At 38.2% G+C, this 22996-nt stretch carries 18 protein-coding genes and 1 tRNA gene; 13 read left to right on the forward strand and 6 right to left on the reverse strand.

The annotated features are described in order from the left end of the window. Window positions 1–62: 62 nt before the first annotated feature. The 4 genes from LQ227_RS04650 to LQ227_RS04665 all read left to right on the forward strand — a co-directional run bounded on the left by LQ227_RS04650 (window position 63) and on the right by LQ227_RS04665 (window position 4817). Window positions 63–3233, forward strand: coding sequence for a two-component regulator propeller domain-containing protein (locus tag LQ227_RS04650; protein WP_230148450.1), 3171 nt, complete (start codon window positions 63–65; stop codon window positions 3231–3233). Next, entirely contained in the window at window positions 3218–4042 is an 825-nt protein-coding gene (locus LQ227_RS04655; protein WP_230145573.1) for a response regulator, read from the forward strand. Before LQ227_RS04650 ends, LQ227_RS04655 begins: the two co-directional genes overlap by 16 nt. 69 nt (window positions 4043–4111) lie before the next feature. After that, window positions 4112–4558 carry a DoxX family protein gene (locus tag LQ227_RS04660; protein WP_230145574.1) on the forward strand — a complete coding sequence of 149 codons (447 nt, stop codon included), beginning with the start codon at window positions 4112–4114 and terminating at the stop codon, window positions 4556–4558. A gap of 172 nt (window positions 4559–4730) precedes the next feature. After that, window positions 4731–4817 (forward strand) — tRNA-Ser (locus tag LQ227_RS04665). Window positions 4818–4867: 50 nt separating this feature from the next. Here LQ227_RS04665 and LQ227_RS04670 read toward each other — a convergent pair. The 3 genes from LQ227_RS04670 to LQ227_RS04680 all read right to left on the reverse strand — a co-directional run bounded on the left by LQ227_RS04670 (window position 4868) and on the right by LQ227_RS04680 (window position 8131). Further along, window positions 4868–6049, reverse strand: a complete 1182-nt coding sequence (locus tag LQ227_RS04670; protein WP_230145575.1) for a hypothetical protein — start codon at window positions 6047–6049, stop codon at window positions 4868–4870. Between the two features lie 620 nt (window positions 6050–6669). Next, window positions 6670–7329: a hypothetical protein gene (locus LQ227_RS04675; protein ID WP_230145576.1), complete on the reverse strand. Its 660-nt coding sequence runs from the start codon at window positions 7327–7329 to the stop codon at window positions 6670–6672. A gap of 550 nt (window positions 7330–7879) precedes the next feature. Then, entirely contained in the window at window positions 7880–8131 is a 252-nt protein-coding gene (locus tag LQ227_RS04680) for a CPCC family cysteine-rich protein (RefSeq protein ID WP_230148452.1), read from the reverse strand. 603 nt (window positions 8132–8734) lie between these two features. Between LQ227_RS04680 and LQ227_RS04685 the strand changes: the two genes are divergently transcribed. Beyond that, on the forward strand, window positions 8735–10630 hold the full coding sequence (locus LQ227_RS04685; protein WP_230148454.1) for a mechanosensitive ion channel family protein: 1896 nt from the start codon (window positions 8735–8737) through the stop codon (window positions 10628–10630). A 620-nt stretch (window positions 10631–11250) separates the two neighbouring features. Here LQ227_RS04685 and LQ227_RS04690 read toward each other — a convergent pair. Together LQ227_RS04690 and LQ227_RS04695 are read right to left on the reverse strand one after the other, a co-directional pair. Continuing rightward, window positions 11251–12378 carry a hypothetical protein gene (locus tag LQ227_RS04690; RefSeq protein WP_230145579.1) on the reverse strand — a complete coding sequence of 376 codons (1128 nt, stop codon included), beginning with the start codon at window positions 12376–12378 and terminating at the stop codon, window positions 11251–11253. A 134-nt stretch (window positions 12379–12512) separates the two neighbouring features. Next, window positions 12513–14375, reverse strand: a complete 1863-nt coding sequence (locus LQ227_RS04695) for a LuxR C-terminal-related transcriptional regulator (protein WP_230148456.1) — start codon at window positions 14373–14375, stop codon at window positions 12513–12515. 200 nt (window positions 14376–14575) lie between these two features. Between LQ227_RS04695 and LQ227_RS04700 the strand changes: the two genes are divergently transcribed. The 3 genes from LQ227_RS04700 to LQ227_RS04710 all read left to right on the forward strand — a co-directional run bounded on the left by LQ227_RS04700 (window position 14576) and on the right by LQ227_RS04710 (window position 16360). Then, the gene (locus LQ227_RS04700; protein WP_230148458.1) at window positions 14576–14908 is read left to right on the forward strand and encodes a DUF4870 domain-containing protein; all 333 of its coding nucleotides are present in this window, start codon (window positions 14576–14578) and stop codon (window positions 14906–14908) included. A 244-nt stretch (window positions 14909–15152) separates the two neighbouring features. Beyond that, window positions 15153–15809: a suppressor of fused domain protein gene (locus LQ227_RS04705; RefSeq protein ID WP_230148460.1), complete on the forward strand. Its 657-nt coding sequence runs from the start codon at window positions 15153–15155 to the stop codon at window positions 15807–15809. Between the two features lie 23 nt (window positions 15810–15832). Beyond that, window positions 15833–16360, forward strand: a complete 528-nt coding sequence (locus tag LQ227_RS04710; RefSeq protein WP_230148461.1) for a hypothetical protein — start codon at window positions 15833–15835, stop codon at window positions 16358–16360. A 40-nt stretch (window positions 16361–16400) separates the two neighbouring features. On the opposite strand, the gene LQ227_RS04715 is transcribed toward LQ227_RS04710, so the two are convergent. Continuing rightward, complete coding sequence (locus tag LQ227_RS04715) at window positions 16401–18245, reverse strand: hypothetical protein (RefSeq protein ID WP_230148462.1); 1845 nt, start codon at window positions 18243–18245, stop codon at window positions 16401–16403. Between the two features lie 229 nt (window positions 18246–18474). On the opposite strand from LQ227_RS04715, the gene LQ227_RS04720 reads away from it, so the two are divergent. From LQ227_RS04720 to LQ227_RS04740, 5 genes are all read left to right on the forward strand, one after another. After that, entirely contained in the window at window positions 18475–18804 is a 330-nt protein-coding gene (locus LQ227_RS04720) for a DUF4870 domain-containing protein (RefSeq protein ID WP_230145585.1), read from the forward strand. Window positions 18805–18814: 10 nt separating this feature from the next. Next, a complete protein-coding gene (locus LQ227_RS04725) occupies window positions 18815–19342 on the forward strand; it encodes a hypothetical protein (RefSeq protein WP_230145586.1) in 528 nt (175 codons plus the stop codon). 40 nt (window positions 19343–19382) lie between these two features. Then, entirely contained in the window at window positions 19383–20372 is a 990-nt protein-coding gene (locus LQ227_RS04730; protein ID WP_230145587.1) for a hypothetical protein, read from the forward strand. Next, window positions 20372–21259 (forward strand): hypothetical protein, encoded by an 888-nt coding sequence (locus LQ227_RS04735; protein ID WP_230145588.1) that lies wholly within the window; start codon window positions 20372–20374, stop codon window positions 21257–21259. Before LQ227_RS04730 ends, LQ227_RS04735 begins: the two co-directional genes overlap by 1 nt. A 208-nt stretch (window positions 21260–21467) precedes the next feature. Further along, window positions 21468–22952, forward strand: coding sequence for a hypothetical protein (locus tag LQ227_RS04740; protein ID WP_230148463.1), 1485 nt, complete (start codon window positions 21468–21470; stop codon window positions 22950–22952). Window positions 22953–22996: the final 44 nt, after the last annotated feature.

Consider the following 22996-nt stretch of genomic DNA (forward strand, 5'->3'; position numbering starts at 1 on the left):
TTCAATTTAGCCTGAAAGCAAAGCATTTCTTTAATATATTTGATGCAGCTGACCAAGATATCTTGAAAAAACTCTTCATCCTCTTATGTCTTTTGTTTTCGGTGCACCTCGTGTGGGGGCAACCTTATTATTTCAGGCATTATCAGGTAGAAAACGGACTTTCTAACAATACAGCCTTTTGCAGTGTGCAGGATGGAAACGGTTTTATGTGGTTCGGCACGAAAGATGGCTTAAACCGGTTTGATGGTTATTCTTTTAAAACCTATCGGCACGAGCCAGAGCAGGCTGGCAGTTTAGGCAACGATTTAATCTATGCCCTTCACCACGACCGGCAGCAAACACTTTGGGTAGGTACCAACAGCGGCGTGTATCAATACGATCCGGCAAAAGAAAGCTTCAGCATCATCAAAGAAACGAAAGGGATGCGGATTATAGATCTGGCGAGCGATCAGCGTGGAAATTTATGGATCTTATCTTCATTCAAAATATACCTGTATCAAAAACGCAGTAAGAAAGTACGGGCTTTTACCCATAATGCACCTTTCGATGCCTCACTGGTAACGGTTTTAAAAGATGGCAGCGTATGGATCAGTACCGGAAAGGGAACCCTCGAAAAATATAACCCCAAGACGAATAATTTTCAGCGTTTTAACATCAACGGTAAAAATGCAAAAACCGAATACGGCTGGGTATCCAGAATTGCCGAAACCGAAAATGGAAATTTACTGGTTGGCACCACCAATCAGGGTGTTAAACTCTTTAATCCGGTTACTTTAGCATCGAAAAATATATTACGGTTAAACGATGATAAAACGCCAATTTTTGTACGGGATATCAAAAAAACAGGCCCTCATGAGTTTTGGATTGCCACCGAATCGGGCATTTACATTTACAATGACGAAAACGGAGCGATTATCCACATTAAAAAACAGTACAATAACGATTATTCTTTAAGCGATAATGCCGTTTACACCATCTGTCTTGACCGCGAAGGAGGCGTTTGGACAGGCACCTATTTTGGCGGTGTAAATTACTATTCGAGCCATACTTCACTCTTTACCAAATACTTTCCTCAAAAAGGCACAAACTCGATCAGTGGAAGCGACGTTAGGGAAATTACAAGGGATGGCAACGGAAATTTCTGGATTGGTACGGAAGATGCCGGGCTGAACAAACTTGAGGTAAAAACAGGAATATTTAAACACTTCTTACCTGATGGAAAACCCGGAAGCATTGCCTATTCCAATATCCATGGTTTATTGGTTGATGGCGACAAACTCTGGATTGGCACTTTCGAACACGGGCTGGATGTTTTAGACCTGAAAACAGAAAAGGTAATTAAACATTACCAGGCAGGCGTTGGAAATGCCTTACGCACCAATTTTATTGTTACTTTCTGTAAAACACGGTCTGGTGAAATTTTAGTTGGAACCATTAACGGGATTTATCGCTATAACCGAAAACGTGATGATTTTGAACCTGTTGCCGGCCTCCCCTTTATTTTTTACTATTCGGTTATCGAAGACAGCAAGGGTAATATCTGGGCAGGCAGTTTTAATGATGGTTTATTTCAGTTTAACTTATCCAAACCAGGCTATGTGAACTACCGAAATAATCCGACGGATGCGAAAAGTTTAAGTCATAACACCGTAAATAGTGTTTTTGAAGATAGTAAACAACAGATTTGGGTAACCACAGACGGTGGCGGACTTTGCAGGTTTGATCAGAAAACACATCAGTTTAAGCGTTACGGTATAAAAAATGGTTTTCCCAGTAATTACCTTTTCCGCATTGAAGAAGATGCCGCAAATAAGTTCTGGATTAGCAGTACCAGGGGACTTATCCATTTTGACCCCTCTATGGGTTTAAACAAAACCTATACTAAAGCCAATGGATTGCTTACCGATCAGTTCAACTACAGTTCTGCCTATCAGGATGAGGATGGCCGAACCTATTTTGGGAGTGTAAAAGGGCTGGTCAGCTTCAATCCGGCCAACTTAAAAGCAACATCATACGAAACCCCTGTATTTTTAACCGGCTTTCAGATCAATAGTTCAGAAATCGGTTTAAATGGGGCAGATTCTGTTTCTGATCAATCGATCGTTTATGCCGATACCATTGAACTTAACTACAACCAATCTTCTTTTAGTATCGATTTTGCGGCATTAAGTTATCTCTCTCCCGAAATGACAGAGTATGCCTATAAAATGACCGGGCTTTATAAAAACTGGGAATATTTAAAAACCAACAGGAAAGTTTATTTTACCAAACTTGCCCCTGGGAATTATATTTTTGAAGTGAAAGCATTGGTTGAAGGAAGTAGTAGCTGGAGCACCAAAAACGCGAAGTTACTGATTAAAATCAGTCCTCCTTTTTACCTTAGCCCTGTGGCGTATCTGTTTTACCTGATCGCGGCAGGTGGAATCATCTTCTTGCTGGTGCGAAGCTACCACCGAAAAATCGCATTAAAAAACAGCAGGCGGATGGAAGTTTTTGAGCATGAAAAACAAAAAGAAGTGTATCAGGCGAAAATCGAATTCTTTACCAATGTTGCCCACGAAATCAGAACACCCCTTACGCTGATTATCGGACCGATGGAGAAACTGATTAAACAGGCTGATGCCGTACCCACTATAGAAAAGAATTTACGGATTATGGAGCGAAACACTGATAGGTTGCTCAAATTGACCAATCAGTTACTGGATTTCAGAAAAACCGAAACCAGCGAATTTTCATTAAATTTCGTAAAAGCCGATATTTCAGAAATCCTGAAAGACGTATTTCTTCAGTTTCAACCTGCTGCAGAACAGCATGAGATGAAGTACAACCTTCATTTACCTGAGAAAAAGCTCCTTGCCTATATCGACGTAGAGGCCTTTTACAAAATGATCAGCAATTTGGTAGACAATGCCATTAAGTACGGAAAAACCATGGTACAGATCAATTTATCATTGCAGGAAAGCGATAAGTTTGCTGTGGTGGTAAAAAACGATGGACATCGCATCCCAATTGAAATTAAGGACAAGATATTTGAACCTTTTTTTAGGGGCAAAGAAACAGAAATTAAGGCAGGAACCGGAATAGGTTTATCGATTTCAAAATCGCTTGCTCAACTGCATAGCGGGGAGCTTTATTTAGATTTTAATGACCATGATTTTAATATATTTGTATTGGAATTGCCTATCCATCAACTTATAGAATTTAACCTGAACGGAAAATGGAAGAAATTGTAGGCAAGCTGGCCATAAAAGATACTGAAGATATGGAAAGATCTGTAGTGTTGCTGGTTGATGATAATGAAGATATCCTTGATTTCATTTCAGATGATCTGGAAGAAAAATACCATGTATTACAGGCCAGAAACGGGATAGAAGCATTAGAAATATTACAGCGTGAAATTGTTCAGCTCATCATTAGCGATGTAATGATGCCCGAAATGGACGGTTTCGAATTTTGTGCGAAAGTAAAATCTACCTTAGAATTCAGCCATATCCCCGTTATCCTGCTTACCGCAAAAAATTCATTGCAATCTAAAATTGAAGGTTTAGAACTGGGTGCCGATGCCTATGTGGAAAAGCCCTTTTCTCCTGAGTTTTTACAGGTACAGATTTCGAGCCTGATTAAAAACAGGAACAAAATCAAAGCATATTTCGCGAGCTCTCCCCTGCTCCACCTTAAAAGTATTGCTTATTCAAAGGCAGACGAACTGTTTTTAGAAAAATTACAGGATACCATTAACAAGAATATCAGCAATCAGGATCTGGACGTCGAACATCTGGCAGAAAAGATGAATATGAGCCGGCCAACCTTATACCGGAAAATTAAATCCATTTCTAACCTTAGCCCCAATGAACTGATTAATTTGGCAAGGCTAAAAAAAGCGGCCGAGCTTTTAAATGAAGGGGTACTGAAAATTTACGAAATCTCAGAAATGGTTGGTTATAGCTCTCAATCGCACTTTGGCAGAAACTTTGCCAAACAGTTCGGCATGTCGCCAACTGATTATGTAAACAGTAAAACTATTGATAAAAAAAAGCCTTAAAATCAAATAGTTAAGCATTGTTATTTTCTTAATTTTTCCGTAAATTGTCATAACCAAAATATAGAAGTTATGAACATGCTTAAGAAAATCCAGATCTGGGGCGATCACCATCACCCAAAATGGTTAGACTATTTTAGAATCTTATTAGGCCTTATTTTAATTTGGAAGGGAATTGATTTTTACATCAATATGCCAGCCTTTAGTAATTTAATGAGGGGCGCTTTCTTAGGCACGGCTGTGAGCATTAGCTTACTGGCGCACCTGATTATTATGTTACACCTAATTGGGGGCTTAGCCATCACCCTGGGCACACATACCCGTGTATTCTGCCTGGTTAATTTACCAATACTGATCGGGGCGGTATTCTTTGTAAATATTTCTGGTGGAATTTTTAAACCCTATTCAGAATTTTGGTTTTCGGTCTCCGTTTTAATCGGACTCGTTTGTTTTGCAATTGAGGGAAATGGTGTTTTATCGGTAGACCGGGAAAAAATTTACCATAAAGAGGCGCTTTAGTTTAAACCTAAAGCCCAAAATTGTAGCTAAAATGGCCTTTACTGGCCTATTATTTGTTTTTTTGAAAGTTTTTATGCGAGCTAACTAAATGATTAGCAACGCTTAAAATATTTATGCAAATATTTGAATGGAAATCATTTGCAGATTTGCGGCAAGTTCGTACTTTTGCAGCGGAGAGTTGGCAGAGTGGTCGATTGCGGCAGTCTTGAAAACTGTTGACTTGTTAAAGGGTCCGCGGGTTCGAATCCCCCACTCTCCGCTGAAAATTAGAGCCTGAAATCATAAGATTTCAGGCTTTTTGTTTGGTCTTCAGCTGATGTCTATTTGTTTCATAAATAGCTTAAGATAATTAACCATCAGGCCCTCAAATTTTATGGGACGCGTTTCTGATATTTCCTGCCCATTCAAGTCAATCAGCCTCACATAACTTTCGGAATCAAGCACAGTAATACAGGTTTCACCAAATATTTTCTTATCCTTCACTAAAGCCCTGGATATAAAAGTAAATAACCACGGACATTCATAAGGGGTCTGCAATATATTGTGGTTTTCATCTAAGATTGCCAGACAGGGAGACTGGTTATTTTCAAAAGGAACTGAAAGACACAATAATTTTTTATCTATATATTTAGGTAATCGTGTGGACGTTTTACCTAGAGAACCAGGGCTTTGTCCATATATATAATAAAAATCACCATAATGATTACCCTTGGCATCAATTAAAGAATTGTACACCTGAAAGCGATTGTGATAAAAGCTGGAAGAAATACGGACAGGACTTTCCATCATTCTATAGGTAATTCCCAAACTGCGTTTACCCGGCTCAAACCATGTTTTCTCGCCATTTTGACCTATGGTTGTTTCAAAATCCGTTAGTCTTTCGCCCTGACAGTTATAAAGGAGATTGATATCATGATCGAAGTCCTCTTCACTGTCTTTACGCCTATCAGTCTGCACTGAAAACAGGTATTCTGTGCCATATATTTTATGAACCAGCAATACCGAATTTTCGTCTGGTCCATTTCCAAAACGGGTTTTGAGGATATTTTTCAGCTCATTTTTTTCAATATCATAAATACCGATCTGGTACCTGAAATGTGGATCCGTATTACCCACAGCTGTCTGAATCAATATCTTTGAAGGACTTAGCGGTTCTGCCCATATAATTTGTTCCTGCTCGAGCAGCGGAAATACCTGCTTATTTTTAAAACCAAATACAGAAACCGACATAGAATGAGTTAAACCAAACTGGATCCAGTAGCTTATTTTCTTGTTAAACTCATCATCCAGCTTATCCAGATGTCTATAAGAAAAATTGGTCCAATAGTGTTCCCGACTGGTATTCTGCCGGGTTGTATATACAATCTCACCCTGGTCGTCAATGAGACATTCCTGATCGTTCCGCTGTTTTGCATGGTATAAGCCCAAGCTTTCAAGAAAGAATAAATCAAGATCAGGGTATTTATCTCCTACTTTACCGTCAGATTTCATTTGGTTATGTTTAAGGTTTTGAACTAAATTACAAAAATAGTTTATCTGCAATCTCCATATTCCAAACAAGTACAGCCCTAAAAACTAAATACTACTGGATAACAACCTTTTAAACAGGGGCTATTTACGGAGAGAAACCGACCAGACAACAGATTCGTAACATTGTGACTGGTGTAATGCATCAGTATCATTATACTTCCTTTGAGCTGTACAAAACCATTTTGGAACAGTTCAACATTAAAGCCCGAGCTGGTGCAAGCTTGTAGCTCGTATCCAAATTAACTTATCATATCAATTTCTAACAAACCTTTTTCTCCAGAAAAATCTAATGCACTACTATACTTCGACTTTTTGATCAATTACTTCGTTTAACCACAGCTCAATAGGCTTGTTATGCTCTTGCCAAAACTGGCCATTTGTTACATTGCTATTTTTTTCTCCTGCTCGTTTAAACATCCAAAGCAGTCATTGCGACTTTCTAAATTTTAGAATTATGGCTTTTCTATATTGGTACGAGTTAAAAACTCGCACCAGCACATTTTATCTAAATTGCAATTTGCTCGGACTAGCAGGGGAATATGAATAGCCCTAATCTTATTTAAATTCGTTGACAAACCATATTAGTTGTCTTTTTCAGTGCTATCGATTATAAGTAACTCATCCCAGGGCACTGTTACGAAATTGTAATAAGCGGCACCTATCTCCATGTGGTCTAAGAAAGAAAATTCCCAGCAAAGCCGGCGAAATTGTTCGTTATATTCAAAACGTACTTCAAACTTGTGAAGGTTGTATCTGCGTTTTTTTGCCTCCTTGAATGCGAATTCTTGTATAGCTTTGCGTGCTAGGAACATTTTTCTGCTCCCCGCTCCTTCTCTTGGCCAATTGAGTTGCAGAATTTGTCCATAATCATCCAGGTGAAGTGTGATGTTGTACCGTTGGATTCCAATAGGGGTATCCTTTAAGTAAAAGTTAAGTTCGTATTTGGGAACAACCCAGTGCCTTTTATGGGAATCGCCATCCTCGAGGTATTTTAGTACATCAACAATCTGGGCATTGATAAAATGGAGAGAATCTTTGAATTCCCAAAAAGAGTCCTTCATTATCGTTTCAACCTGCTTTTGTATATTAGGCGGCAATTTATCTAGAGAAGAGACTGTTATAGAGGCTTCCTGATAAGTGTAGGCCAAAACTGTATCCTCCTTAACAACCATTTTCTTTTGAGCATTTGCCGAAAGGTGAAAGGAAAATAATAAAAGGAAAATTGTAGTAGAGCGCATCATAGGCTAAATATAGCAAATTGATTTAGCAAGGAGAAGTCCTTAAAATTTGGACAAAATCCATGTGTTTGAAATTCACAAAATTGAATCTTTTCCTCCATCCAACACAAGTCTTAGCGCCCACGGCCTTAGCAAAGCCTGATTTGGGCTTTCGGTAAATCAATGCATTAATTTCTAAAAAATTCACCGAGCAGGTGCGAGCTTGTAGCTCGTATCCAAATTAGCTTAAATCATATCAATTTCTAACAAACCCTTTTCTCCAGAAATCTATTGCACTACTATACTTCCAATGGTAATCTTCTGTTACAAAGCCTGCCTCAACTGGATTATTGTGAATATAATCGACTTTTTGATCAATTACTTCGTTTGACCACAGCTCAATAGGCTTGACAGCAATTTAGATAATCTATGATTATTATGCTTCGAAAATTATGAAAGTTTAAGATTACGACTTTCTAAATTTTAGAACTATGGCTTTTCTATATTGGTACAAGTTAAAAACTCGCACCAGCACATTGATTAATACCCGCTTGTATTCTATACTAAAGCTACTTTATCCTTCAATCTCATCTTCTTTAGGTGGTCTTACAAAATCTAAAAATTCCCTCTCTATAACCCCAAAAGACTTAAAATTCACTTTTGCCCCTCGCAAAGAGATTGAATTCGGTCCTCCATCATCATCAATATGCTCCTCCTGATAAAAATCTTTATGCCAAAAACAAACTGGGCAGATCGTTGAAATCGCATCCTTTTCGATCGTAAAAAAACCACAACAAACGTATTTAATTTTATTTTCTATATCCATTATTTATTTCCATGTATCAACTTGTCGTCGGCAATTAACAGCAAACCAGTTGGCTACTTGCCTGGACTTAAAGGTAGCAACAAATCTATTTATTCACCACATGTCCATAGGCGCGCAAGCGAGGAAATGGCAAATTCCATGTGTACTTTAAAATCGCGTAGCATATCGCCTCGATTATTATTTTTTGCGCTAAATATTAATGTATAAACTTCCATATCTTTATTCTTTCTACAATAATCTAAACGCTCTATCAAAATGTTAAAATATTGTAACCTAACAAAACATCAATCCAAAACACAGTTGCAAAGCTGCCAAAAATAGCCCCTCTTTGTTAGAACTTATATTTTCTGCTCATTTTGTTCTCTTTATCTAATTTACAGCTCATAATAAACTAGCTCAAATTTAACTATTACCTGTGTTTGATAGTGGAGGATGGCTGCTTTAAATTCACTCCCATATTCTTGCTGGATGGGACATTATACCAACACAATTGGCCAAGATTAACATATTAAAACAGGAACCTTATGCGGTTAAAAAGCCATAACAAATGCCTGAATTTCTTCATTATTTTTGGCTATTTTCGCTAACCTAGCCTAAGATAACATGACGAAATTTTTTACATTATCTATTTTTCTGCTAAATGCTGCTGTATCTATTTACACCTTTGGACAGGACAGCACAACCTTAAAATCAGACAGCCTAAAGAATGGAAAGCTAGAAAACGAATTCAATAAAGTAAATCAACTCTCTGCGGAGCGGCTTTCTGATTCACTTAAGCGAGCAGAACTAGAGCAACGTGTAAGCGCACTGGGAACAACAGACAAATTGCAACGGGAAAGTTTAATGGCTGAATTAAAATCGCTCAAAAAAAGGGATTCCATCCATCGTTTCCGCCAGATAAGTCAGATAGATTCTTTACGCAAGATTATAAAAGGCGTACCGGTTGTATTTAATGGCGACACAATTTATTTTATTTATGCCAAACTGGGCAGTTTTAGTGCCACCGACAGGGCAAAAGCTGTGGCTGACAGGCTAGAAAGAGTGGGTGATGGTGCGAATTTTTCATCCGATTCACTTAAGCTTATCCCTGCCGAACAAACTACCGACCTGCTTTATGGTAACACCTTATTGCTTTCTATAACCGATCAGGATGCATTATGGGCCAGAAGCGACCGGACGCTTTATACCGCAGAAATCAAAAAACGGGTAGTGGCCGCCCTCGATAAGTATGTTCACGATACCAGTTGGCAAGTGCTATTGAGGGAAATTTTATTGACAATATTGGTTGTTGCAGTGGTAATTGGCTTAATCTACCTTATTAACAGGCTCTTCAGAAAAATATCAACCAAATTTTTCTCCGCAGAAGGACGTTTTAAAGATGGTATAAAAATCAAAAACTATGAGTTATTAGATGTGAACCGTCAACTGGCTATAATTACGATACTCTTAAAAATCATTCGTTATGGGGTTATTCTGGCAGTAATTTATCTGGCTTTTCCTGTGCTGTTTGGAATTTTCCCCTTTACGCGTGATCTCTCTGTTAACCTGTTGAATTATATCCTCAGTCCACTTAAAAGAATTGGTATTGCAGTATGGAACTATATTCCAGACTTGATGACTATTTTGGTTCTTCTGGTGGTATTCAGGTATGTGATCCGCTTTGTTAGGTTTATCAAAACGGAGATCGAACGGGGTAAACTCACTATACCCGGTTTTTATAAAGATTGGGCCAATCCTACCTATCAGATTATCCGTGTGTTAATTCTGGCTTTTATGCTTATTGTCATTTTTCCTTATCTCCCGGGATCTGATTCGGGTGTTTTTAAAGGGGTTTCGGTTTTCATGGGTGTTCTTTTCACTTTCGGATCAGCAGGTGCGCTCGGAAATGTTGTTGCTGGTCTGGTACTCACCTATATGCGGGCTTTTAGGATAGGCGACCGGGTAAAGATTGGAGAAGTTACAGGAGATATTATTGAAAAAACTTTGCTGGTTACCAGGGTACGCACTATCCAGAACGAGGTGGTTTCTATCCCGAACTCCACCGTGATGAATAACCATACGGTAAATTTTAGTATTGAAGCGCTTGAAAAGGGGCTCATTATTCATACCACAGTAACTATTGGTTATGATGTGCCCTGGAGGCAAGTGCATGAACTGCTCATTAATGCTGCACTTGCTACTGAGCTTGTTGATGCTGAACCGAAGCCATATGTGCTTCAAACCAGCCTTGACGATTATTATGTAAGTTATAGATTAAATGCCTTTACAAAATCGCCAAACCGGCAGGCCGTAATCTATTCTGCTTTGCATGCAAACATACAGGATCAGTTTAACCAGGCCGGAGTAGAAATTATGTCGCCACATTATAAAGCGCTCAGAGATGGAAATGCCACCACCATCCCAGCAGATTACTTACCTAAAAATTATCAGGCACCATTATTTAGGACAGAAAACATCAATCAAAACAACAATAACTCCAGCGCACTACCAAAGAAATAAAACTTTATTGCCTCCGAGTATTAGCGAAATATATTATCGCAACAAAAAAGCGATATTATTTTGGCTTCTTTTGTTTACACCGTGCCCAAAGCCCGTTATTTCCGAAAATCAGACTTGTAAATTGTTATTAAAAAATTAAGAAATCGATAAAAAAAAAGAAGAAATTAGGATCAATATCGGCGTATCGGCATTTTTTTTGTAGCGAAACCAGTATGAAAAGGAATGATATAATCAGTGCGCTCTTAGGTATGTTGATTATGGCCATCACTTATTGGCTGCTTTTTTACAAGTTCTCTTCTCCCCAAGAGCGTAAAGAAATTAGAATATCCTCCTCAACACCACGATTAAAAAACTTAGAATAATTACTCCTTACCGATGTTTATTTAGCAGGGTCTTAAATTTTATTTAGGCATGAATGGCTTTTGAAAAAAAATAATAAATACCCGCTAAACACACAGAAAAGAGAGAGGATGATACTTTGAAGAAGAAGAGTTTTATTACCGGCCAAGCCCAACACTGGCTAAAAATTAGTTACAATAGTCTAGAAGATAAACAATATAAAATGTTTATCTTCTAGACTCAATGAATTGGTTTTTGATAACTGAAGTGCTATTTAAATTTTACTTATTGTTAATCTTTAACTTTTCCAAAATTTTATCTGTTTTTGCTGACAGATCATTTATCTGATCCTGCTGAAGTTTTATCTTATCTGCTTGAGACCTTACTTCTTCATCTTTTTCGATTAAATATAGAGTCAATTCTTCAACCTTCTTTACTAGAAGCTTATTTATTTCCCCTAAATTAACACCATTCCTGGCCACTTCAGCTTCTGTCGGCATCTCTGGTAAGTGCTGATTTTTAATCAAATAAGACTTAAGCTTTTGCAATGACTCTAATTTGTATGATGGAATAAAAACATAATCTGGCCATCCAGTCATGTCAACTTTAACTTCTTTTGAATGTATAACTCCATTTACTGCTAATTTTGCATCAGGTGTATTGGTTCCTATACCAATATTTCCATTTCCATGCATAAACATCTGAGCGTTATTAATATTAGTATTATAAAAATACAGATCACGGCCATGGTTAGCAGATAAATCAGTTCCAATTTCCCATTTATTTTCAAGCGCAGTATTATTGTCATTATATCCGTAGAAAACCATAGCAGCGCTTGTGGATGATCCGATGGATGTATTACCAATGGAAATACGGGCCCTATCCATAACATAGCTTGATGAGAAATCAGCAACTGAAGCTAAGCCAGTTAAAGAACTGCCCGAATTGCTGGATATACTTAATTTAGCAGAGGGCAATGCGGTACCAACACCTAGATTCCCTGCCCTTGTTAAAAACATTCCAACCGATCCCCCAAATCCGGTATTTGGTTGTAGCACCCACGTACCAGTGTTTTCCAGTACCCCCCAGGCCCACCATAGATGGTTATTGCTTGCATCCGTTGATGCCATTAAATTTAACGCCGGTTTACTGGCTAGTGATGGATGAATTTGTGTTAGCCGATCGAAACCACCATAAGAGGACCCAATGTGCAATGTCGCATTTAGGCTTGCATTATTACCTATGTTTAAGCCATTACCTTGAATATCTAATTTCGCATTTGCAACAGGCGAAGTTGTTCCAATACCAACAGGACTAGCACTACCCATTTCCGGCCAAGCGGTATTTTGAGCAAACAAGAATTCAGAAAAAGTAAAAATTAAGATGAAGAACGTTAATATTTTTTTCATTAAAATAGTTTTATAGGTTAAATAATTTGGTTATTTCTGTTTAAGAAAAACTTGTTACATGTGTTTCACAATTTATAAAAATTCTTAAAGATTTCTTAGCTTATAAAATGAAAAACTAAAAACTATCTAAGATTTCAACCTATATTTTGCAAAAATAAATTCAAATCATCTTCTTTGCTCAACCCTAGTTTCTGTTTAATCCGGTAGCGGCTCATGCGCACACTTTTAGGCTCAATACCTAAACGAATGGAGACTTCTTTGTTCGTTAGCCCCATTAACATATATGAACAGTATTTTAAATCGAGCCGGGTAAGTGTAGGATTTGCTTTCTCTTGCAGGCGTTCAAAAAAAGCAGGATTGGTATCAAAAAAGTCTATTTTATATTCTTCAAACTCTTTATCCATCTTTTTCTGTTGATTGACAATCCGTTTAATCTGTTCATCAAGCGAAAGATGGCTCTCGCTGTTTACCTTGTCTGATATGAGTTCCAGTAGCTCATTTTTTTCTTCAATCTGCAAATTACCGGCTAATACCTCTTTTTCCAACCGCTCCTGCCGTTCTTTCAGTAAAGCTTGCTCGGCTTTTAACTGTAAAGCTTCGGCTTCTTTTAATTGTGCTTTTAGTTCTGCCGCATCCTTTTGCTGATCAATTAATTCCTGTTTCCTGACGGAGGCTTTAAGTTTGTAGTTGTAGGAGATCAATAGGAAAAGTAAGGCTAGTATCCCGGCAAGTCCCGAAATGATGTAGAAAACATTTAATTTTTTCGTGTAAGCGCTTTGTTGATGAAGATAGGCGATTTCCTGTTCTTTTTTTTCAGACTGATATTGTGCCTCAATCCTGACGGTGTTATTTATTTTCTGTTCATCGAAAGCTTTTTTATAATTCGCGATATATTCTTTTAAATAATTTAGCGCTGCCGCCTTATCGCCCTTTTTCTCAGCGATATTTGACAGTCCCTGAAATATCCTGGACTTTGTGAGCGGCATTTTAACTACTCCATTTTCTATTTTGCTCAAACCGGTTAATAATATTTTTTCAGCCTGGTCATAATTACCATCCCGCACGTAATATTCACTTTTTAGCCCATAACAATTTAATAAAACCTCCAATAAATTCGTTTTTGTGGCAATTTCAATCGCCTCATCAACATATTTTTCGGCGCTATCGCGATAGCTTGCAGGAAAGTATTGAAAATAAGTATTGGCTGTATTTAGTGCTACTGCGGCGGTATTGCTGTATACGAGCAAACGTCCTTCTTGTTTTTTAGAGAGCCAAAGCGATTTTTTGTAAACCTTTAAAGTCGAATCCAGTAGATTACGTTTTGTAGTATCTAGCTTAAAGCGATCAAAAAAGGCTTGTCCTATGGTAAAATAAGCATTATTCAACAGATCCACTTGCTGGCTTTTTACTGCCGTTAGATAGCATAGATCGGCATATTTTTGTTGTTTAGATGGGTTGTTCCCATAACCATAAAAGCTGGCCAGGTAATGATATATGGCACTCTCATATTCGTAAGCATTTTCGCCCTTAAAAAAATCGAGTGCTTTAAACATTTTGGTAATAGATTTATCATTCTCATCATTAACAAGATCTAACCAGCCATTTCTAAACCATACAAAACCTAAGGTAACCCTGTCTTTCGTTTTCTTTGCATAGTACATGGCACTATCAAGGCTTTGATAAGCGTTTTTCATGTCTTTTTTCCAAACATATAAATACACCAGCGTGGCATAGGTCATCGCTTTACTTTCCCCATCCTTTAGCCCCGCACTAACCTGAAGGGCCTGATCGGCCAATTTGAAAGATAGTGGGAGTTTTTTTTCAAAATTGGCTTTCGCCAGCTTGCACAATACATTTACACGCAGCTCTTTGGTTATACCCTCTTGTGCAAGTAAATGGTTTAAAGAATCGATATAGATTTTTTGGGCTTCTGCACTTTTAAAAAAAAAGAAAAGACAGATAAAGAGGCTTAACAAAGTTTTCAGTGGTAGCTGCATATTCAAAAATAGAAAAGAAACACTTTTATAAAAGCAGAAGTATAACAAATAATTGCGATATAGCGGTTTAAACGGCTTTTGTAGTCTCGTTGTAGACACTATTTAAAAAATAGGTAGCCGCTGTGTAGTATGCCTTTTCTTGGCTAACGGTTTTAACGCCCATAACTTTGAGTTATTCAATTCACCAAAAATTTAATCAGATGAAACAAAAAACAATGGCTATTGTGGCCTACATAACAATAATCGGTTGGATCATTTCTTACCTGGAGTTTAAAAAATCAACAGAAAAAAGTAAACTGGTTAATTATCATCTTGGGCAATCGCTCGGGCTGATCATCACATCTGTTCTTTTAAGCATTTTGAGCAGTATTATTTTAGCGGTTATTCCATCTTTAGGTGCTATTTTTTACCTCATTTTATTCATTCCGTTTGTATTGTTATTGCTAGGCATCATAGCGGCCAACAACGAGCTGGAAAAACCTGTTCCACTCATCGGAAAAATATTTGAAGGAAAATTCAATTTCGCTTCTTAACATTAATTTACAGACGGACAGCTTGCAGCTTCGTCTGAAAGCGTTTACATGACCAACGGCAGCAACGCTCTGCAGATGAGTCTTTACGTAAAAACGCTGACTATTGACGGCACTACAATATTTTCCCAATAGAAGCAGCGGCCAACAGCAGAAAACGTGTTATGATAATCCCTTAACAATTGTTATGGGAATAATGGCAAAATCTTTGAGCTGGTTTAACACATCACATTCAACAAAAACGATAATGAACCCGGAAATCTACAAACAGCAATTTACCACAGAAGATACACCTGGATGGCAGGCGATAGATGATCAATTGGAGAAGATATATGGCAATACGGAAGCGCGCCATTACCCACCGTTGTGCGGAATCCATTATGCAGCTGGCGGCACAGACCCAATAGATGGCGCCAGTATTTATGATAGCAGCCGCCAAACTTTCCATCGGCACATGATCAGTTATGGCATGAGTGAACTGTATTATAACGAGGAGAAAGCTGGCGGAGAATTTAGCAAATGGGGCTTTGAGTTTACATTTAGACTGGCGCCTTTTAAAGATGATGAGCGTGATCCTATCTGGGCCATAAACGTAATGAACAATCTGGCCCGGTACGTATTTTCGAGCGGTAAATGGTTTGAAGAAAATCATTTTATCCCAGCAAATGGGCCAATAAGATTAAATACAGAAACAGCAATAACAGGCTTTGTTTTTGCCTTAGATCCCGAACTGGGAAAAATAGAAACCCCTCATGGCGAAGTAAGCTTTTTACAGTTGGTTGGCATTACCAATGCAGAAGTAGAAGATTTGAAAAAAAGCCCTACAATAGGTGCTGTACAAGAACTGATAGAAAAACTGAAAAAGGATAATCTGCTGTTAATCACAGACCTGACCAGAAAATAATTTATAAATCCTGCGTAAATGTTATGATACCAAGAAACATCCTTTTCCTTGTGCTGATTTTGATTGTTTCCTCTTGCCAGTCTGAAAAAGCAGTCCATTTAAAAACAGTCCTGGAGCAAAAAGAACGGGTTGCCTTCAATATAATGCTCGGCAAAAACGGCCCTAATGAACAGAAACTGAAGTGCCTTATTGCTGGTGATTTTAAATGCGCCCAGCAGGCAATAACCAAAGAGGAACAGGCATTTGATAAAATCATCAGTGAAATAAATACACTGGAAACAGGAGATATTAAATATGGCAACGAACTAAAATTGGCAACAGGCAAATATTATAAAGCTGTTAAAGAATTCGAAGTTTTTGACCGCTTAATTATTGCCCAGCAACAGATCAGTCAAAATAAAACAAATACTGAAAAAATACGAGATGCTGCAATACGTCAACAAGGGCAATTATCAAGAGACAAGCTGAAAATGCGCAAAATAATCAATAAAAAAGAACAGGTATTGGCCGAAGTACGGAAACAGTTCAACTTGCTTAACCGTTTGCACTAACCTGTTTTTCGCCTTAATAAACACTTAGAAAACTAAAGCTTTAAGCCATTTTCTGCAAAAATAAATTCAAATCCTCTTCTTTGTCAAGCCCCAGTTTTTGTTTAACGCGGTAGCGGCTCATGCGCACACTTTTGGCTTCGATATGCATCAGCTGGGCAATTTTTTTGGTATCCATTTTTAAATGAAGGTAAGCACAGAGTTTTAAGTCTAGCGAGGTGAGTTTTTGTTGTGCCCGTTGATTTAACAGAGCGAAAAACTCTGGATGCACCTGTTGGATCTGAAATTTAGCTTGCTCAAAGTCATTGTCCAAAAGCAGTTCCTCGTTCCAGATTTTATTAATATTCAATTGATCGTTGGCGCTGAGCTTTTCTTTGATCTGAAAAAGCATTTCTTTTTTATGCTCCAATTGTAATTGATTGGCCATCACTTCTTTCTGCAACTGCTGTTGCTGGCTTTCCAATAACAGTTGCTCTACCTTTAACCTTGCCTGCTCTTCCTTTTCCAGCCTCATCTGCAGTTCGGCATCCTGCTTTTCCAGATGCAGCTGTTTTTCACGCTGCAGTGAATACCTAAGCCTGAAATGATAGGAACGGAACATAAATATCAGGCCAAGCAAAGAAGCGATTGCAATACCAATGTATAGATACTTCTGCTGCTGCGCATATTTTTCGCTCTGTTTTAACAGCTTCACCTCATTGTTTTTTTTTTCAGCTTCGTACTGTACTTCTAGTTTTTGAGCATTTAAAGCCTGCTTCTGATCAAAAAGTTTACTATTGTATGCTGTTGCTTTCTTCTGAAACTCAAGTGCCTTTTCGTAATGGCCATTTTGCTCATAAAAGCTGGACAATGCCGTTACAATATTGATCAGCGTGTAATAATAAGGCGCCTGCTGGTCTTTCATCATACTATAGGCTTCCTGTAAATACCCTTCAGTCATGGCCATATTTTTATCTCTTTTGGCGTATTCGCTCAAAATACCCAAACTGCTTGCCCTAACCTCTTCCCCATTCAGCACTCCTTTCATTACCTCGTTGGCCATGCTTGCATACCGAATGGCATTTGCTTTCGCAGCCTGATCCGTATCAGGAAAGTATTTCAAATAATAATCTGCACTATTGATACAAGCCATAGCGTATGTTTTTCTGGCAATATATTGAGGGTACTGTTTATAAAGATCTTGTACTTTATTTAAGTAGTAAATAATACTATCCCGCTGTAATTCTCTTTTTGTTGCTGCAAAATTGTAATCAGCAGCTACCGACAGCGCAATATAACAGTTACTCAATAGGTTATAGTCGGTAGTTTTAAGCGCACTTTCAATGGCCTTTTGAGCATATCTATTTACATTTTTTACATCGTCCCACCTGGTATTCAGTGCATATAGCTGGTAATATATTTTGGCAGTAAGGTAAGGATCGTATTTTTTCTCCAACATTTTAAGCCCCATCTGGCAATACTTAGTTACCAATTCGTTATTATCGATAGCATTGTAGAATAAAGCCTGCGCGTAATAAGCATAAGCTAAGGCAATAGGCTGTTGTGCCTTTTGCCCGATAGCTAAAGTGGTATCGCTTGTTTTTTTCAGCAAAGCAAACTGCTTCATATTTGCATAAACGTTAGCCAGCATGGTATACGCTTTTGTGGCTTCGGTGAAGTTTTTGAGTTTTATGGCCAAACTTACACTTTGTTGCGCCTTTGCAATTGCGGCTGCATAGTTTGCATTAGTCCTATATCTTTCTGCCAGTTGTGTAAGCAGGGCTGGTTTATCCTTCTCACTTAAATTATCGAGCGCTGTACTATCCAATAAGCTTTGCGCCTTAGCAGCATAACAACCTATAACGATCCCAATCAAGAGTAATATGTTTTTAAAAACCAGATGCTTCATATCGTAAAATTAGTATAAAGATTGGAGCTTGGGCAAAATTGTAGACAAAAGCTAAAAACAACAAAAAAATATAAAATACTCATTAACAATAACTTAATAACATCTGTAGATGTATTGTAGACGTTTTTAAAAAACACAGTAGATGTTCTGTAGGCGGAGAAGTCTTTCAAACGGCAATCTTTAATCTCAACTTTGACCTAAATAATTTTTCAATCTAAAATCAGACATCATGAACAACAAAACCCTTTCAATCATTTCCTACATTACCATTATCGGATGGCTTGTAGCTTATTTCAGCGGAAAAGACAAAGCTGATGCTTTACTTAAATACCACTTAAGGCAGTCGCTTGGATTGGCTATTGTAAATATTATTTTTAGCGTGGCTCTTACCATCATTGCCAGTATGGTACCCAGTTTATCATTTTTAGGCTTAATTGGCTATGTATTTATCGTCTTGTGGATTATGGGCATTATCAATGCGGCCAACGGTGCATTAAAACCTGTTCCACTTATAGGTAAAATGTTCGAAGACAAGTCTTCATTTGTTGGTAAATACTAAGAAGAAGTTTATGCGCCTCAACATCAAAAATGTCATGCTAATGGTGATGGTCTCGACCATCACCGCATGCAACCTTACAGTAAATGCCCCTGAAGAATATTTTGACCAGGCCGCCTTAAATGCCAACGATATATCGCGTTTTGGCACTTACTATTTTGATGGCTATCAAGAATATCTTAAAAATGCATCTGGTCCGGGGAAAATTACCAATTGCGAAGAATACCTAAAAAATTCGATTGCCAGGGCCGAAAAGAATCTGGAGAAAGTAAAGAAACTGCAGCCAACTCCCGAAACAAAACCTATGTTGGATGCTTCAATATTACTATACAACTATGTTTTAGCAAGCTACAAGGAAGCGCATCTCAAAATAGCCAAAATGATAGATCAACATGAGCCCGAGGAAAACATTAACAAGGCCTTAACTGAACTCGATACCAAACCCTATGACTCATTTATTGAGAAGTACAATAAGCTATGGAAACTTGCAGATGTATATGCTAAGGACAATAACATTGCAGTAGAAAAGACACCTCTATAATCGTTATTATTCAGTCATTCAATACCTTAACCAGATTACTATGAAACAAGGACTTTCGATATTCTGGATACTTTACATGTTGTTTTTTGCCATCCCGTTCCCGATGTTGTTATATTACAACATTAAAAGCGACAACATGCCGAACCTGATGGAACGCGACCCATGGCTATCGTTAAGTTTAGTAGCAGTTGCTGCGTTATTGTGGATTATTCTTTTAACAGGCTATTACCGCAAATGGGTAATCCGTACCTTTTCGATAAAGCACAATATAGAAAAACTCAAAAACACCGGTGAGCCACGTGAAGCCAAAATTATAGAGGCTATAAAAATGTCAGAACCAAATGCGGCTTATGATACCTATGAACTCACACTCCAGTTTAAAAATCTGGCAGGTAGTGAAATCAGGCAAAAAACCATAATAAATGATTCAAAACCTTACGAACGCCGCTATGAGACTGGTAAAACCGTGGGCATACTGTTGGATAAAGAAGCAAACAAAGTTCCTTATCTCATTATCGCCAGTACGGAAGTGAGCATAAACAAAACCATAGTAGTGCTGGTTAACTTGGGTTGGCTCGCTTTTACCTGTATCGTTGCTGGCTATTTTGTTTATTCTTATTATTCAGAAAGCGAAGGTATGGGCTGGCGTTTTATGAGCTTAGGCCATCCACTGTTGGTTTGCCCTGCAGGACTTCTTTTTTACCGGTTTTTAGGCGCTATTATCCAAAGCAAATTTTTGGGTAGGCCAAATGAATTGTTCCTGATCAAATTTAAAGGCATCCGGACAACCGCCAGGTTGATTAAGGCCAGCCAAACGGGAACCTTTATAAACGAACAGCCAATGATTAATTTTGAGGTGGAATTTACCGATCAACATAACCAAAAACATAGGGCAAACTTAAAAATGATTGTTGATCTGCTCGATCTGGATATAACCAAACAGGAACATGTATCTATTTTTTACCTCAAAGAAAATCCACAGAAAATTGCCCTTGAAAAAGACCTGAACGAAATTAAAGGAGAATTCTGATGAAAAACTTAACCCATATTTCCTGGCTGATCATATTGTCTTGCTTCCTGTGTTTGAGCTGCAAACAAATCACAAAAAGTGTAGACGAAACCTTTCATCCAAACGATTCTTTGGCTAAAAAATACAATAAAGAAAACCGTATCGGATCAGAAGGCGAATATACCGGAACCACTAAAACAACAACGACAACTTCTACACAGCATCATCAGGAGAAATTTGTAGTGATAAATGGTGATACGGTTAAAACACCAGAACTTCAGGACAAGGCAAAAGAACTTTTTCATGACCTGGAACTATTAAAACAAAAGCAAACACCAGCAGGTAGCAAGGAAATCCAAAAAAGGGTAAATGAATTTTTAAAGGATATGAACCTGCCTCAGCCAGAGGCGAAAAACAGCAATACAGAAAAACCAGTAACAAAAGCCAGGAAAGGAATGTTAAGTGCTTCACAATTAGCACAGGCAGAAGAGAAACTAAGGCAGTTGCCACAATACCGTGATAGAGAAATTGTGGTATATGAATCTGTGCACTTTTATGAAGATGGCTCCATTAAACTGGCCTTACAGCATCCCGAAAACCCCAAATATGTAGATGCATACCAATACAAAGATGGTTATTGGTCTGAACCAAAACCCGTACAGGCCAGGAATATCGAGCGCAGGACCTTTCCTTTAAGTAAAATAAATTTTGCAGCTGCACAAAAAGTCATGCAGATTTATAACGATAAAGCCGCCCAGGTTGATGGTGCAAAACCCACCACCACAGCCTACATTTCAATTTGGGATAATGGTATGCGTTGGTTCCCTTCTACAATAAATGGCAGCCGTGAACGCTACGATCTTCAGTTTAACGGTGATGGAACACTAAAGAGCTTCAGGCAAGAATGAAAAATGTAGTTGTTCATTTATCATCTTATATAAAGTCGTCACCCTGATCCGATCTATGATTATCACCTCCCTTTAATTTTTATTAGGTCGTTGTATTTGTTGATCAAAAGAACAATTCTAAATAGCGCGATGCAGCTTAGCTTAACATATACTTTAATTTCCGGAAACATAGCCGATGTAATTTTGCCTCAAACGGAAAACAAAACTTATGAACAAAACATTACTAAAGCAAAAGGCATTAGCCCTTGCTGTTGCCGCATTCGTTACTTCGGCAGTTGTGATCAGTGCCTGTAAAAAGAATAATGAGGCAGAAAACCCAGAAACCACAGTTACGCTTAAAGATTATTCGGTAAACCCTTCATTGGTAAAAACCATGCCCGGTTTCGAAACCCTGAATATTACCACGTTGATCAGCTCAGATGATGTACTGGCAGAATCACCAAATTTTATATTTGGTGCACAACCTGATGGCGCCGGAATTATTAAAAATCCAGCCGGAGAAGGTTTTATCATGATCAATAACCATGAAATTCTTCAATCGGTATCGAGAGTATATTTAGATAAAAATTTCAAACCTGTAAAAGGAGAATATATTGTAGATTCTGATGGCGGTATGACCCGTTTATGTTCTGCTACAATGGTAACACCTGAAGAACATGGCTTTTCTAAACCAGTTTTCTTAACTGCCGGAGAAAGCGGTGCAGAATCGATGATTCATGCTATCGACCCTCTTGCGGCAGCAGATAAAAAGAACAAACAAAGAACTGTTAGTGCATTAGGCAGATGGAGCGCAGAAAACGCAGTGCCACTTCCCAAAGCATCATATGCTGGTAAAACCGTTATCATGATTGGTGAGGATGAAACCGATGGGCAATTGGCCATGTACGTATCCAACACTCAAGGCGACCTGGAAAACGGAAAGTTATACGTGATGAAACGCAGCAATAACGACCCGATAGAAACCAACATGGACAAAGGACAAAGCTATGATGTGGAATTTGTAGAGCTTGACAACGTAAAAAGCAGTACAGGTGCACAATTACAGCAACAAACAATCGATAAAAAAGCGCTAATGTTAGCCCGCGTAGAAGATATCGATTACAGAAAAGGCAGCGCAGCAAACGGACGCGAAGTATATTTTACGGCAACTGGCGTTAGCCAGGGTGATAAACTTACACCAGTAAGTGGAAAAACCATGTGGGGCCGTGTATATAAACTGGTATTGGACGCAAGCAGTCCATTAAAAGGTAAGCTAGAAGTTGTTGTTGACGGAAATGACAACCCTGGAAAAAGTATTGTTAATCCAGATAACCTTTGTGTAACCGAAAACTATGTGTACATCCAGGAAGATGGAGATTCGTTCTACAAAAACAATGACCATGATGGAACCGTCTGGCAATTTGCAATGGCTTCAAAATCGTTAAAACCGATGTTACAAATGAACCACCGCAGAACAGATGCAACCTTTAACGCTAAATACAACCCATCAAACAGTGTACAATTAAGTAGCTGGGAATATGGCGCAATGTACGATATCTCTGCACTGACTGGTATCCCTGATACATTTGTGCTGAACTTACACCCACACACCTGGACAAGCGATAAATACAAAAATGCCGATGGTGGTACAACAAGATTGGTAAATAATAACGAAGGCGGACAAGTAGTAATCGTTCGCGGCGTTTCTAAATAACCTATTTTATTTCTTTATCCCTTTCGGCAAATGCTGGAAGGGAT

This window comes from Pedobacter sp. Bi27, from assembly GCF_918698255.1.
Taxonomy (GTDB): Bacteria; Bacteroidota; Bacteroidia; order Sphingobacteriales; family Sphingobacteriaceae; genus Pedobacter.